This is a genomic window from Acidovorax sp. Root568, from assembly GCF_001427445.1.
Lineage (GTDB): Bacteria > Pseudomonadota > Gammaproteobacteria > Burkholderiales > Burkholderiaceae_C > Acidovorax > Acidovorax delafieldii.
This window is the reverse complement of the sequence record NZ_LMGP01000015.1, coordinates 572,019-585,926: the sequence shown is the minus strand read 5'-3', so window position 1 is coordinate 585,926 and position 13,908 is coordinate 572,019. Positions and strand designations below refer to the sequence as shown.

General features: G+C 65.2%; 8 protein-coding genes and 1 tRNA gene. 3 read left to right on the top strand and 6 right to left on the bottom strand.

Annotated elements, in window-relative coordinates; translation table 11 throughout:
- Nucleotides 1-53 precede the first annotated feature (53 nt).
- Nucleotides 54-130: transfer RNA gene (locus ASD75_RS14505), tRNA-Arg, on the bottom strand.
- 192 nt (nt 131-322) lie between these two features.
- Between ASD75_RS14505 and ybaL the strand changes: the two genes are divergently transcribed.
- Complete coding sequence (gene ybaL / locus ASD75_RS14500) at nt 323-2,062, top strand: YbaL family putative K(+) efflux transporter (protein ID WP_056746621.1); 1,740 nt, start codon at nt 323-325, stop codon at nt 2,060-2,062.
- A 191-nt stretch (nt 2,063-2,253) separates the two neighbouring features.
- On the opposite strand, the gene ASD75_RS14495 is transcribed toward ybaL, so the two are convergent.
- From ASD75_RS14495 to ASD75_RS14480, 4 genes are all read right to left on the bottom strand, one after another.
- Entirely contained in the window at nt 2,254-4,128 is a 1,875-nt protein-coding gene (locus tag ASD75_RS14495; protein WP_056746618.1) for a M14 family metallopeptidase, read from the bottom strand.
- A gap of 138 nt (nt 4,129-4,266) precedes the next feature.
- Complete coding sequence (locus tag ASD75_RS14490) at nt 4,267-5,355, bottom strand: endonuclease/exonuclease/phosphatase family protein (protein ID WP_056746616.1); 1,089 nt, start codon at nt 5,353-5,355, stop codon at nt 4,267-4,269.
- A gap of 24 nt (nt 5,356-5,379) precedes the next feature.
- A complete protein-coding gene (locus ASD75_RS14485; RefSeq protein WP_369817493.1) occupies nt 5,380-5,961 on the bottom strand; it encodes a nucleoside-diphosphate sugar epimerase in 582 nt (193 codons plus the stop codon).
- Nucleotides 5,962-6,016: 55 nt separating this feature from the next.
- Nucleotides 6,017-7,807 (bottom strand): DEAD/DEAH box helicase, encoded by a 1,791-nt coding sequence (locus ASD75_RS14480; protein ID WP_056746613.1) that lies wholly within the window; start codon nt 7,805-7,807, stop codon nt 6,017-6,019.
- A 298-nt stretch (nt 7,808-8,105) separates the two neighbouring features.
- Between ASD75_RS14480 and ettA the strand changes: the two genes are divergently transcribed.
- Together ettA and ASD75_RS14470 are read left to right on the top strand one after the other, a co-directional pair.
- Nucleotides 8,106-9,767, top strand: a complete 1,662-nt coding sequence (gene ettA / locus ASD75_RS14475; RefSeq protein ID WP_056064117.1) for an energy-dependent translational throttle protein EttA — start codon at nt 8,106-8,108, stop codon at nt 9,765-9,767.
- Nucleotides 9,768-9,826: 59 nt separating this feature from the next.
- The gene (locus ASD75_RS14470) at nt 9,827-12,355 is read left to right on the top strand and encodes a DUF1631 family protein (RefSeq protein ID WP_056746610.1); all 2,529 of its coding nucleotides are present in this window, start codon (nt 9,827-9,829) and stop codon (nt 12,353-12,355) included.
- A gap of 67 nt (nt 12,356-12,422) precedes the next feature.
- Here the strand turns inward: ASD75_RS14470 and ASD75_RS14465 are convergent, their stop codons facing one another.
- Nucleotides 12,423-13,844 carry a TAXI family TRAP transporter solute-binding subunit gene (locus ASD75_RS14465; protein ID WP_056746608.1) on the bottom strand — a complete coding sequence of 474 codons (1,422 nt, stop codon included), beginning with the start codon at nt 13,842-13,844 and terminating at the stop codon, nt 12,423-12,425.
- Nucleotides 13,845-13,908: the final 64 nt, after the last annotated feature.

The following is a 13,908-nucleotide window of genomic DNA, read 5'->3' as shown; positions in this document are numbered from 1 at the left end:
AGCATGGATCGATTGGTATGAGTGGGGAGATTGAAAGCTACCAGCTGGGCGGCTGGCCTGCCCGGAGGGACTCGAACCCCCGACCTATAGCTTAGAAGGCTATTGCTCTATCCAGTTGAGCTACGGGCAGATGGATGTTGGCCGGCTGTGTGGCCGGACGGGCTTGCGGAGTGTCCGCATCTGCGTAACGCAGGACGCTAATCATACCCGCCCTGGCCCGTGCTCTTGGCGCTGCTGCAGGGGCGATTTTGCTGCCGGGATGGTGATGCGGTTATAACCGGGCTATCCCCCTTGACAGCCCGCCTCACTGGAGCATTTGCCCATGCCACACAGCGTCACGCTGATCCACACCATTGCTGCCGCCTTGGGCCTGGCGTTGGTGCTGGGCTTTCTGGCCGCCCGTCTGCGGCTGCCAGCATTGGTGGGGTACTTGCTGGCTGGGGTGGCAATCGGCCCGTTCACTCCCGGTTTTGTCGCAGATGCGGCCCTGGCCAGCCAGCTGGCGGAGATCGGTGTGATGCTGCTGATGTTTGGCGTGGGCCTGCATTTTTCGTGGGGCGACCTGCTGGCCGTGCGCAAGATTGCCGTGCCGGGTGCTGTGGTGCAGATGATCGTGGCGACGTCGCTGGGTATGGCGTTGGCCCTGTGGTGGGGCTGGGGCATGGGTGGTGCCCTGGTTTTTGGTCTGGCACTGTCGGTGGCCAGCACGGTGGTGCTGTTGCGTGCGCTGGAGACCCTGGGGATTCTGGACAGCTACACCGGACGCATCGCAGTGGGCTGGCTGGTGGTGGAGGATCTCGCCATGGTGCTGGTACTGGTGCTGCTACCCCCGCTGGGGGGATGGCTGGGAGGCGGCACCGGGGCCGACCTGGATGCTGCGCAGCTCTGGCGCACGCTGGGTTGGACCCTGCTGCAGGTCGGTGCGTTTGTAGTGCTGATGCTGCTGGTCGGGCGCCGGCTGTTTCCTTGGCTGTTGTGGCAGGTGGCTCGCACAGGCTCGCGTGAGTTGTTCACGCTGTGCGTGGTGGCCGCAGCGGTGGGCATTGCGTACGGGTCGGCTGCGCTGTTTGGCGTGTCGTTTGCGCTCGGGGCCTTCTTTGCCGGCATGGTCATGCGCGAGTCCGAGTTCAGCCACCGCGCTGCGCATGAGTCGCTGCCTTTGCGCGATGCCTTTGCCGTACTCTTTTTCGTGTCGGTCGGCATGCTCTTCAACCCTGCCGTCTTGTGGGAGCGCCCACTGCAAGTGTTGGCAGTGGTCGCCATCATCATGCTGGGCAAGACGGTGGCCGCTGCGGGCCTGGTGCTGGCGTTCCGTTACCCGCTCAACACAGCGCTCACCGTATCGGCCAGCCTGGCGCAGATTGGTGAGTTCTCGTTCATTCTGGTCGCACTGGGTTCTTCGTTGGGGCTGCTGCCGCCAGAGGGGGCCAGCTTGGTATTGGCGGGGGCCCTGTTCTCCATGGCGCTCAACCCGCTGTTGTTCCGTGCCATTGCGCCGTTGCAGGGCTGGCTGCGCGCCCGATCGGCGCTTGCGCGGCGGCTGGAGCAGCGGGATGACCCTTTGGCCGAACTGCCCACCAGCACCGATTCGCGTTACCTCGCGAGGCAGGTGGTTCTGGTGGGGTACGGCCGGGTAGGGCGGCGTGTGGCGGCAACGCTGGCGGCCAACGATATTCCGTTTGTGGTGGCGGAGCAGAACCGGGAGCTGGTGGAAGCCTTGCGGGCCGATGGCGTGGCCGCCGTGTTTGGTGACGCGGTGGAGCCTGCCGTGCTGATCCAGGCCCACATTGCGCGGGCCGCCATGCTGGTGGTAGCCACCCCGGACGCGCTGCAGGTGCGCCAGATGATCGAGACGGCGCAGACTCTGAACCCGGGCATCGACATCGTGGTGCGCAGCCACAACGAGGACGAGGCCCAGCGGCTGGTGCTGGAATGCAGCCATGCCCAGGTGTTCCTGGCAGAAGATGCCTTGGCACAGGCCATGGCACGCCATGTGCTGGAGCGTGCCCGGGACCGCCAGGCCCGCGCCACGCGGCCTGCGCCACTGCATGGATCGGCATGATTTGAAAGAAATCTGCCTGTAGCGCTAGAAGAATATGCCTAAATAGCTATTTAATTGATAGCAAAATTGCGACCGCAGCCACAGTCGCAGCGCAGCATCCGGGCAGCGTCCTCACGGAGCGTCCCACCTGACCCCGCCAAGAACGCAGACCTCAGCCTCGCGCCATGCAGCGACCTGCCGCAAGGCACGGATCAATCTGTTTCTTCAAACACCAGCGATGGCACGGCCATCACGCGGGCGCTTTGGCCCAGGTCCTGGATCAGGTGGTTGGCAAAGTAGCTGTTCTGCGTGTCGGGCTCCAGCGCTGCCACGGCCAGATGGGCACGCGGCTGGTTCAGGGGCACATAGAAGCTGCCAGCGGGTGCATCAATGGCGCTGCGTACGGCAGACACTTGCACACGCACGATGTCACCACCACCGGCAATGGTGCCGATCACGTCCTGGCGGTTGCCGGTTTCGCGTGCGGTTTCGCGGTAGCTCTCGGCCAGGACAGAACCGGGCTCTGCCACCCGCATGACCTGGATGCCCAGCTGGCGCAGGCGTTCCACTGCACCACTGGCTTCTGCCGACAGCCAATAGCCGCAGGGCCGCGCACGCACCTTGGTGTTGCGCAGCGTCAGCGATGAGTTCCAGTCCACCCGAATGCTGCGATCGGCGCCGGTCTCGGGGTCCAGAAAATCCAGGTCGCGCTGGGTGGGCGTGGCCTCCGCTTCAATGACCACCTGGTCGCGGCAGGCCAGGGCGCTGACGTCGCGGGCCACGAACGAGCGTACCTGCTCCAGGTTGGCCGCCCGCTCGGCGGTGGTCCGCAGCGCGCTGGTGATGGCTGTGACCTGGGCATGCACGCGGCGCTGGATGTGCATGCGACCAATGCCCACCCCGCGGGTCTCGATCAGCAGGCTGACCGTGTTCTTGAGGCCATGGACGTTGCGCCCCGTGTCGGGCTGGGTGCCCCCCATGGAGATGCGCTTGTCCTGCAGGTTGGTCGAGGTGGTGTAGTACCAGTCACTTGTCAGGCCCTGGGCCTTGAGGGCTGCCACCATGGGCTGGTGAAACCATTCCTGCGATGCCTTGGTGAGGAACTCCGGATAGTTGGCAGTGGTGGTGTATTGCAGCAGTGCGTCGTAGCGCTGGATGGCGTTGAACTTCTGCAGGTAGCGGCCCACCACGGTGTATTCATGGGCATCCACGACCAGGATGGGGCGGTAGTCGTTGATGACCTGCGCAATGGCGCGGGCCTCGGGCGTGTTGAGCAACAGGTGGTCGCGGTTCAGGTCCACGCCATTGGCGGTGACGCGGGTGCCCACCTCGGCGCCATCGGGGTTGGCGCGGGGCACCACCACCACGTTGATGCGGTCCAGCAACGGCTCGAGCAGGCCCTGGGCCAGCTCACGGCTGATGACCAGCAGTGCCTCACTGCCTGCGGGTTCGTCGCCATGCTGCTGGCCGATCAGCACAACGGTGGGGCGGCCGCTCTTGTCCAGGCTGGCAGGGTCTGTGCCTGGGGCACGGGTAAGCAGCAGGCCCTGGATGGGCTCGCCGCGTTGCGAGGTGCCAATCTGCAGCAACTGCGCGCGTGTGCCGCCACGGGGCACGCCTTCGCTCAGCCCGCGCAGCCATTGGCCCAGCTCGGTATTGGTGGTGAAGGCCCTGCGGTCGGCACCCAGGCCGGGTGTGCTGTAGACCACAGAAGGGTTGGGGAACCGCGCGGCCACCGCATCGCCATAGGGCGGCGCCATGGGCGCCTCGTCGCGCACCAAGAGCGGCGCGGACGGGGGCAGGGGGCTGGCCACCACGGCAGCCCGTTGTGGCGGCAGCTGCGAGGGCGTCTGCTGTCCCAGCGGTGCGGGTACCACCGTACCTTGTTGTACGCGCGGCAGTGGCGCGGGGGCGCTGCGCTGCTGGGCAGTGGGGGTGGATGGCCAAGGGGGCAGCGGGGTGCTGCCGCAGGCTGTCAGCAGCAGTGCTGCCAGCGTGGCCGGGGCGGCCCAACGCGCAATCCGTGGTTCAGGACGGGAAAGCGGGGCGGTATCGGCGCTGCGGCGCAGGAAATTGTGCTGGGTCATGGTGTGGGCTGCCAGAGAGAGCCCCTGGTGTGGGGCGAGTGGGGCGCTTTGTACGTGGATGTTACCTGCGCGCACCCGCCTCTCCCTGTCAGCGTACATCCCGTTGCAAACCCGTGGCGCCGTGGGCTGCCGCAGTGATCAGCGAGGGGCGTCGCTGGGTGCGCTCACGTCGGTCGGCGGCGGCGAGATGCTCTGGGCCAGAGGAGAACTGGGCAGTTTCAGGCGCAGCAAGGCGCGCACAAAGCCGTGGTCCGAGCGCGTGCGGTCGCGTCCCTCATGCAGGTGGTCGTTGAAATAGTCCACCCGGCGCACATCGCCCACGCTGTTGCGCCCATTGGGCAGGAACTCCTCGCTGACCAGGATCTGGTCCAGCACATAGGGCGCACCCTGGTGGATATGGGAGTAGGCCACGTCCTTTTTCAAGGCGAAATCTCCCTGCAGGTCGTACGCATTGAACAGGGCCACATCACGGGCTGACCGGTCGTAGGCAATATCGGTGGTGGCGCAGATCAATTGCGTGGTCACGCTGTCGGGGGTGTCGTTGAAGTCGCCCAGCACCACCAGGGGCACGCTGGTGCGGTGCAGCAGGTCGATCACCAGGCACCGCAGCGCCATGGCCTCGGCGCCGCGCATGATCAGCGAGCGCAGCGATGCCAGTGCGACCACCTTGCGGTCGTCCCGGTCCTCGGTGGGCTGGCCTTGGGCATCCTGCAGAAACTTGGGACGTTTGGATTTGAGGTGGGCAGTGAGGACGTTGAGGGTTTGGCCATGCTTCATCCGCAACGTGGCCACGAGGGGTGGGCGCTCGAAGCGCGTGTGTTCGCCAATGCCAGGCACATTCACCTGAAAGCCCGGTGGGAAGTCGGCAAAGGACTGCAATGCCTCGACCTTGAGCCGCGTGGCCAGGCCCACACGGGGCGTTCCCTGTGCGCCCTGTTGGGTGTCGTTGTTCTCGGCCCCTGGTGCGGCTACAAAGTCGTAGCGCAAGCCACCCCGACCCAGTGCCCCTTTGAAGGCCGCGTCGTCCCAGACCTCCTGCACCGCCAGTACATCGGCGTTCAGTACCCGAAAGCGCTCGCCCAGCCAGGTGATCTTGCGTTCAAACTCGGTCTGGCTGTAGGGGTCCTGGTTCTCGTAGAACAGGCGTCCCGGATTGGCCAGGTTGAGCACATTGCAAGTGGCCACCATGAGGGTGTCCAGCGGTTGGGGGAGTTCGTTGGGGCGCATGAAGGGCGTACAGCGTAGGCGGGGTCACGACGGCTGCTCCCTGTACCAACTGGCCTGCAGCGCGCGGCCGGACAGCACTTGCAGCCCGGGTCGGCCCAACTGTACGGCACGGACGAGCGCACGGGCCACCTCCGCCCCGGAGCGGGCACGGTAGTTGGCGGGCAGGACCGGGTTCAGCCACTGAAACAGTTTGAGGGACAGGGACTCTGCGGGCCGGTGGGCTTGTTGCAGCGCCCGGCGTTCGCCCATCAGCAGGGATGGGCGTGCAATGACCAGCGTCTCAAAACCCAGCTGCTGAAGGTCGCGCTCGACCTCGCCTTTGACGCGGTTGTAAAAGATGCGCGATTGCGCATTGGCCCCCATGGCGGTGACCACGCCACAGCGGGTGGCGCCCGCCGCGCGCGCTGCGCGGGCCGTGGCCATCACGGCGTCATAGTCCACCGCACGGAACGCGCTCTGGCTGCCGGCTGCAGCCATGGTGGTGCCCAGGGTGATGTAAACATCATCGACGTGCGGCAAGGCGGGCATCGCCGCAAAATCCACCGCGTGCAGTTGCAGGCGGGGATGGTTCAGCGCTGGCGCACGCCGCCCTTTGGCGTGCAGCACATGGATGCTGGCGCCCGCTGCGTCCGTGGCGTTGGCAGGGGGCGCTTTGCGCGTCTCAGCGGTTAAAAGAGCCGCGAGGACCGCCTGGCCCACGAGGCCCGTTGCCCCGGCCACCACCGCCACCCGTGCCTGATCCGCCACCATAGCCGCCACCTCCAGAGTTGCGATACCCACCACCGCCGCCGCCGCGGCGGCCGCGTTCAGCCATGCTGTCCACGCTGGTGCGCATGGGGTCGGGCTGACCGCCCGCACCGTGGCCCGAGCTGCGATGGCCTGGGTTGCTGTGACCCAGGTGTGTGCCCAGGTGCGCATTGGCGCGGGGGGGTTGTGCGTCATCGTAGCGATGACCACCGCCGCCTTCGGGGCGTGGGCCTCGGCCGCGCGCAGGTGCCTGGGCGGCGCCGTCACGGGCACCACCCCGGCCACCACCCTGGCCTCCGCGGCCGCCGCCGGCTGGACCCTGGGCGTTGCGTGGAGCTCCGCCACCGGAACGGCCACCACCGCCACCACCGTTGCCTGCACGGGGGCCGCGCTCCCCACCTTGGCCGCCGCCCTGGCCTGCCTTGTTGGTGCGGATGCGCTCCATCATTTCGCTGCGGGCGGCCTTGGCGGCTGCCTGCATCACATCACGGCTCGGGGGCTTGCCTGCGCCGCCCCAGATGGTCTGGCGGCCCATGGCGATGGGTTCCGCCTTCTCGCCGGGTTCTGGGCCAAAACCTTCGATCACCTGGACAGGAATCTGCTGCTTGGTAAAGCGCTCGATGTCCATCATGAAACCTTCTTCGTCCATGCAGACCAGGCTCACGGCTTCGCCCGTAGCGCCTGCGCGGCCCGTGCGGCCGATGCGGTGCACATAGTCTTCGGAGACGTTGGGGATTTCGTAGTTGACGACGTGCGGCAGGTCATCGATGTCGATGCCACGTGCGGCGATGTCTGTGGCCACCAGGGCACGGATCTCGCCACTCTTGAAGCCCGCCAAGGCCTGCGTACGGGCACTCTGGCTCTTGTTGCCGTGCAAGGCCATGGCCTGCACACCGTTCTTGGTCAGGAACTCGGCCACGTTGTTGGCGCCGAATTTGGTGCGCGTGAACACCAGCACCTGGCTCCAGTTGTGTTGCTGGATGATGTGCAGCAGCACCTGCTTTTTCTTGCCGCGGCCCACAGGATGGATCACTTGCGAAATACGCTGCACCGTGGTGTTGCGCGGGGTGACCTGGATGCTTTGCGGGTTCTTGAGCAGGGTGTTGGCCAGCTCGCGGATCTCGTCGCTGAAGGTGGCCGAGAACAGCAGGCTTTGCTTGTCCTTGGGCACCAGGGCCAGCACCTTCTTCACGTCGTGGATGAAGCCCATGTCGAGCATGCGGTCGGCTTCGTCAAGCACCAGCACCTGCACGGTGGACAGGTCCAGGAAGCCCTGTTGCTGCAGGTCCAGCAGACGGCCAGGGGTGGCCACCAGGATGTCCACGCCGCGCTTGATGCGGTCGATCTGCGGGTTCATGCCCACACCACCGAAGACCACGGTGGAGTTGATGTCCAGGTACTTTCCGTATTCGCGCACCGATTCTTCGACCTGGGCCGCGAGCTCACGGGTAGGGGTCAGCACCAGGGCGCGGATGCCCTTGCCGCCAAACTTGTTCTTGGGTGCCGTGCCTTGCGAGAGGCGGTGCAGCATGGGCAGGGTGAACGCAGCGGTCTTGCCGGTGCCAGTCTGCGCGCCGGCCAGAAGGTCGTGGCCTTCCAGAACGGCGGGAATGGCCTGGGCCTGAATGGGCGTGGGGGTTTCATAGCCCGTTTCGTGCACGGCCTTCAGGATGGCAGGAGCCAGGTTCAGTTCGTCAAATGTCATGTCGTTGGATGCGCCCGTCCGGGGCGCTGGGTATCCGCCTGTCGTGCAACCGGGAGGTTGCTGAGCCAGTCTCAGGCTGATGAGGTTCAGGATTGGGAGCCCGGAAGCGTGGCTTCCTTCGTCCCCAGCAGTGTGCTGATGTGGCGGGCAACTGGAGCCCACAACGGGGGTATTGTCGCATGGACCGATAATCTAGGGTTTGAGAGCGCGTTCGGCGTCTTTTTGGAATGCTCCAAATGGCCCTCTGAACCTGCTCGGATGCAGACTTCCTGCCCACTTTCGCAAGCTAGAACCCTCCATGGCCCAATACGTTTATTCGATGAATCGCGTCTCCAAGACCGTGCCGCCCAAGCGGCAGATCTTGAAGGACATCTCCCTGAGCTTTTTCCCGGGCGCCAAGATTGGTGTGCTGGGTCTGAACGGCTCGGGCAAATCCACGCTGCTCAAGATCATGGCCGGCGTGGACAAGGAAATCGAAGGCGAAGCCATTCCGATGCCGGGCATCAAGATCGGCTATCTGCCCCAGGAGCCTCAGCTCAACTCGGAGCACACAGTCCGCGAAAGCGTGGAAGAGGCCATGGGCGAGGTGTTTGCCGCCAAGGCCAAGCTGGAAGAGGTGTACGCCGCCTACGCCGAGGCCGATGCAGACTTTGACGCACTGGCCGCTGAACAGGCTCGCCTGGAAGCCATCATTGCGACAGCGGGGACTGACTCCGAGCACCAGCTCGAAATCGCTGCCGATGCCCTGCGCCTGCCTCCTTGGGACGCCAAGGTTGGGCTGCTGTCTGGTGGCGAAAAGCGCCGCATTGCGCTGTGCCGCCTGCTGTTGTCCAAGCCCGACATGCTGCTGCTTGACGAACCCACCAACCACTTGGACGCTGAGTCGGTGGACTGGCTGGAGCAGTTCCTGCACCGCTTTCCGGGCACCGTGGTGGCCATCACCCACGATCGCTACTTCCTCGATAACGCCGCGGAGTGGATTTTGGAACTGGACCGCGGCTACGGTCACCCCTACAAGGGCAACTACAGCACCTGGCTGGACCAGAAGCAGGCCCGTCTGGAATCTGAAAACAAGGGTGAGGAGGCACGCGCCAAGGCCCTGAAGAAGGAACTGGAATGGGTGCGCCAGAACGCCAAGGGCCGTCAGGCCAAGAGCAAGGCGCGTATCGCCCGTTTCGAGGAACTGAGCGACTACGAATACCAAAAGCGCAACGAAACCCAGGAAATCTTCATTCCTGTTGCCGAGCGCCTGGGCACCCAGGTCATTGAGTTCCACAACGTGACCAAGTCTTTCGGCGACCGTGTGCTCATCGACAACCTGTCCATGACCATCCCAGCGGGTGCCATCGTGGGCATCATCGGTCCGAACGGTGCCGGTAAATCGACCCTGTTCAAGCTCATCGCGGGCCGCGAGCAGCCGGACAGCGGTGAGGTGGTGATCGGCTCGACCGTGAAGATGGCCTTTGTGGACCAGCACCGCGATGCCCTGTCGGACGACAAGACCGTGTGGGAAGACATCTCCGGCGGCCTGGACATGATCAACATCGGCAAGTTCACCATGGCCAGCCGTGCTTACGCAGGGCGTTTCAACTTCAACGGTGGCGACCAGCAAAAGAAGGTGGGCATGCTGTCGGGCGGTGAGCGTGGCCGTCTGCACTTGGCCAAGACACTGATTGCTGGCGGCAACGTGCTGCTGCTGGACGAGCCTTCGAACGACCTGGACGTGGAAACCCTGCGCGCGCTGGAAGACGCTTTGCTCGAATACGCGGGCACAGTGTTGGTTATCAGCCACGATCGCTGGTTCCTGGACCGGATCGCCACGCACATTCTGGCCGCCGAAGGTGACAGCCAGTGGACGTTCTTTGACGGCAATTACCAGGAGTACGAGGCCGACAAGAAGAAGCGGCTGGGTGAAGAAGGTGCAAAGCCCAAGCGGATGCGTTTCAAGGCCCTCAAATAAAGGCCGAGGTCAAGTAGGATTGCATCTGGAAACCTCTTGTCCGATTCCTCCCTCCCACCATGTCCCTGCCCGCATCGCGTCTGAGAGCCGTTTTCCGCGCCTGCGTTGTCAACGCCGTTCGCGGTGGCGAGGCCCTGATGGGGCAGCTCGTCAAGGTCACCCAAAGTGCCTTGACCAGCGAGGAGTCGGCCAGCCGCAACATCCAGCAGCGCAATTTGTTCAGCGATGCACTGCGGCTGCTCAACGAGCACGAGGCTGCGCTGGTCAAGGGCTATCCCATGGCCTTGCTGGAAATATTTGCCGAAGGCCCTGCGGTCGCCAAGGGGCGCAGTTCGGCCGACGACACCGGCATGGACTTTGGCGAGCTTTCGCTCATGGACGAAAGCGAGATGCAGGCCCAGGTGGAACTGTCCAAGGCCCAGCAGTCTGCGCTGCATGCTACCGACGCCGTACTGGCCGAACTCAACACCCTGGTGAGCGCTGCGCAAGGTTTGCGCAGCGTGCAACCCGAGCGCAACCCGCTGCGGCCCGAGAGCTACATCCGTGCGTTGCAGCAGGTGGTGGGTGAGACCGGCGTCTCGGCCGAGGTGCGGCAGCTGTGGATGCAGCACATGCGCGACCTGCTCGGGAAGCTGCTGGCCGAAGAATACAAAAAAACCGCCCAGAGCTTGCGTGAGCATGGTGTCCAGCCGGTGGGCTACGCAGTGCTGGGCACGCCTGCGGGCGGCGGTCGCGGCCAAGGCACCGGTTACGGTGGGTCTGGCTATGGCGGGCCCGGTACGGGTTACGGGGGCGGTTATTCCGGGTACGGCCCCTCAATGAACGCGCCCATGGGCGACTATGGCAACACAGGTTATGGGCGTGGTATGGGGCCCAGCACAGGCTCGAGCGGCGACTCCCAGCAGGGTGCCATGGTGCCCGTGCCCGTGGACGCTGCCGAAGAGGCATTGCTCACGGTCGGCATCCTGCGCCAGATGTTGGCGGGCGGTGATCCATTTGCCCCTCCTCCGGTCTACGGCGCCGTTCCCGCACAGGCGGTGGTCATGCCCAGCGGCGCGGGTCAGCCGGTCTGGGTAGACCCCCGCGCGGGAGCCGCCAGCGCTCAGTCGTCGTTGGCCGGGGGCTACTACCCGTCGGGTGCGGCCGCTGAAGCGATTGAAGACATGGCGCAGCTGGAGCGCCTGGTGGGCCGTCTTGCCGGGGGGGCCACTGTCAGCCAGGCGGGCTCGTTGCCCGTGCCTCTCGCAGGCTGGCGTGGGCCTGGCGTTGCGCCGGTGGTCTATGCAGCCATGCCCATGGAGGCTGCTACCCAGTCCACGGCCATGGCGGTGGAGGTGGTGGGGCGCATGATGGCCAACATCTCTCAGGACGCCCGTTTGCTGCCCCCTGTGCAGCAGGCCGTCAAGAGCCTGGAGCCTGCGCTCAAGCAACTGGTGCACCACGACGGCCGGTTTTTTACCGACAGCAGCCACCCTGCGCGCCGCCTGCTTGATGAGCTTACGCAGCGCAGCTTGGCATTCACCGCCGAGACAGAGCCTGGCTTCAGCCGCTTCATGCGACTGGTGACCGAGGCTGTGGGCCACCTGTCTGCCCATGAGGTCAAGGACGCGGGGCCGTTCGACACCGTGCTCAAGGCACTGCAGTCTGCCTGGGACACCCAGGAGCAAAAGATCAAGGCCCAGCAGGAGGCCGAGCAGAAAGCCAAATTGCAGGCGGAGCAGCGCGAACTGCTGGCCGAGAAGATCGCAGCCGATATCCGCAAGCTGCCGGATGTGGACAAGGTGCCGTCGGACGTACTGGATTTTGCGGCGGGCCCCTGGGCTGACGTGGTGGCGCTGGCGCAGGTGATGCGCAGTGACGATAGCCAGGAAGATGACCCCAGCGGTTACCTGGCGCTGGTTCCTGTGTTGCTGTGGACTGCTCAGCCTGACCTCACGCGCCAGGAGACGGACCGGCTCAACGACGCCATCCCCGGCCTGCTGGCCAAGCTGCGCAAGGGCCTCAAGACCATCAACTACCCGGCGGTGCAGACCAGCGCATTCTTGCAGCGGCTCGTGGCGTTGCACCAGGCCGCTTTTGAAAAACCGGCTCCTGCCCCAGTGTCCGCCCCTGCGGGAGAGCCCGAAGTGGCCCCGGGGGCGACAGAGCTGTCCGAATCGGCAGAGGCGTCCGCTCCTGCACCGCAGGACAGTGCCCAGGCGCCGCTGGACACCCCGGACCCTTACGCTGATTTTGTCATCGGGGCCTGGGTGGAGCTGGTGACCAATGGCCGGGTGGTGCGGACCCAGCTGACTTGGGCCAGCCCGCATGGCACCCTGTTTTTGTTCACTGCGCCGGACGCCAGCACCCAATCCATGACCCGCCGCATGCGCGACAAGCTGGCGGCCGAAGGCTCGCTGCGCGTGGTGCCGGCCCAGCCGCCCAAGCCCGCCAAGCCTGCGGTCCGCGCTTCGGGCTCTACGGAAACGGGCGGGGCAGATCGCAAGTCGTCCGAGGTCCGTACGGGCTTCGGCTCCAAAATGGCGCCGCTGTCCAAATCCGCCCCCCTGGCCCCGGCTTCGGGTGCCAAGTCACCCAAGAATCGCTGATCGCACAGACACGCGCTGCGGGTGCCACCTTGAGGCCGCGAGCAGCCTTGTGCAGCTGTAGAGCTGGTCAACGCCCAGTTCCTGCTGCACTCCCTGTTTCCGTCACGCTGTTGTTCGTCATCCCTTCGCCCGGCCTGCTGTGGTCAGCAGATCCACCAGCCCCTTCCGACGCGCGCAGCAGTTTTTTGCGCACCAGGTGGATGTGGTTGCGCAGGGCATACAGCTCGTCCGCATACGACAGAGGCACGCTCACCTTTTCGGCCTGGGCTTCCAGTCCGTCGAGGGTGCGCAGCAGGGTTGAGGGGTCGCTTTTGCCCATTTCCAGGTCGTTTTCGATCTCGCGCAGGCGGCCATACCAGCGAAACACCCGCGACCGCACGCGGAACTGGTAGAGCGGCGGCACGATGCGCGACAGCGGCAGCATGATGGCCAGCAAGATGCCCAGCACCAGCCACATGCGCTCAATCAGGTTGGCCATCCAGAACGGCAGGTAGCGTTGCAGCATGGGCACCGGCTCGTTCATGGCGCGGTCGCCCTCCTTGGCAATCGGCAGCTCGCTGCCGCGCGTGTTGGGAAACTCACGCGCCCGGTTGAACCAGCCTGCGCCGCTGTGCAGCTTTTGTGCGTTCTGGGCAAACAGGGTCAGCAGGGCGGGGTGCGTGCCGTCGCGCGCCAGCAGGGACGTGGTGGTGGCCACGAGCCGAACATCGCGCTGGGGCACGTTGGCCGCGAGGTCCACCACCCCGCGTGGCAAGGTCACGGGGGTGAGAAACGGAAACCGCCGTGCGTAGGCCTCGTGCTGCGCAAAATCCAGCAGCTGCACGCCAGGCGTTTGCAGCAGCATCTGCACCATCAGGGATTCAGGCGCCGAGGCAAATACCAAGGCGTCGAGCCTCCCCGCCAAAAACTCCACCGTCGCGGGCGTCTGTTCCAGGCGCGATAGCTTGACTGCGCCGGGCTCCACCTTGTTGGCCTGCAGCAGCCGCTCGATCAGCGTGGGCACGCCGCTGCCCTCCGACCCCACATTGACCCGCCAGCCGCGTAGCTGCCGCAGGCCATCGAGCCGGGGTGCGTTGTGCATGCGCTCTGCTGTATCGGTGCGGTAGAACAGCCACAGCGGCTCTACAAACAGGCTGCCCAGCGATACCAGGTTGTCCGGATCATCGGGTTGCAGTTCGGCTGTGCCGCCCTGTACAAAAGCGACATTGGCCTGGCCGTCGCGCAGAAGCTGCAGGTTGTGCGATGAGCCCTCGCTGGGCAGCAAAACCACATCAATGCCGTCGGCCGCCAGCGCCTTCTGGTAGCGTTTGCCAAACTCCTCATAGGCACTTTGGGCAGGGCCTGTGGCCAGGGTCACCGTCTTGGGGGGATTGGGGTTGAGCCACCAATAGGCCAGCACCAGCAGGCCGACCGCCAAGAAGGCGAGGGGGCCTGCCGACACAAACAGATCGCGCAGGGTGAGGAAAGTGTTGCGAAAGGCCTTGGGCATGGGGGATGGACAAACAGAGCGAAACGGGGCGGTGGTATGCCTGGATGGGGTGACGGGGCCCCTG

Bases quoted from the DNA above. Each gene is read 5' to 3' on its own strand.
- ASD75_RS14465 (WP_056746608.1), bottom strand. From the start codon at position 13,844: ATGCCCAAGGCCTTTCGCAACACTTTCCTCACCCTGCGCGATCTGTTT.
- ASD75_RS14470 (WP_056746610.1), top strand. From the start codon at position 9,827: ATGTCCCTGCCCGCATCGCGTCTGAGAGCCGTTTTCCGCGCCTGCGTT.
- ybaL (WP_056746621.1), top strand. From the start codon at position 323: ATGCCACACAGCGTCACGCTGATCCACACCATTGCTGCCGCCTTGGGC.
- ASD75_RS14490 (WP_056746616.1), bottom strand. From the start codon at position 5,355: ATGCGCCCCAACGAACTCCCCCAACCGCTGGACACCCTCATGGTGGCC.
- ASD75_RS14480 (WP_056746613.1), bottom strand. From the start codon at position 7,807: ATGACATTTGACGAACTGAACCTGGCTCCTGCCATCCTGAAGGCCGTG.
- ASD75_RS14495 (WP_056746618.1), bottom strand. From the start codon at position 4,128: ATGACCCAGCACAATTTCCTGCGCCGCAGCGCCGATACCGCCCCGCTT.
- ettA (WP_056064117.1), top strand. From the start codon at position 8,106: ATGGCCCAATACGTTTATTCGATGAATCGCGTCTCCAAGACCGTGCCG.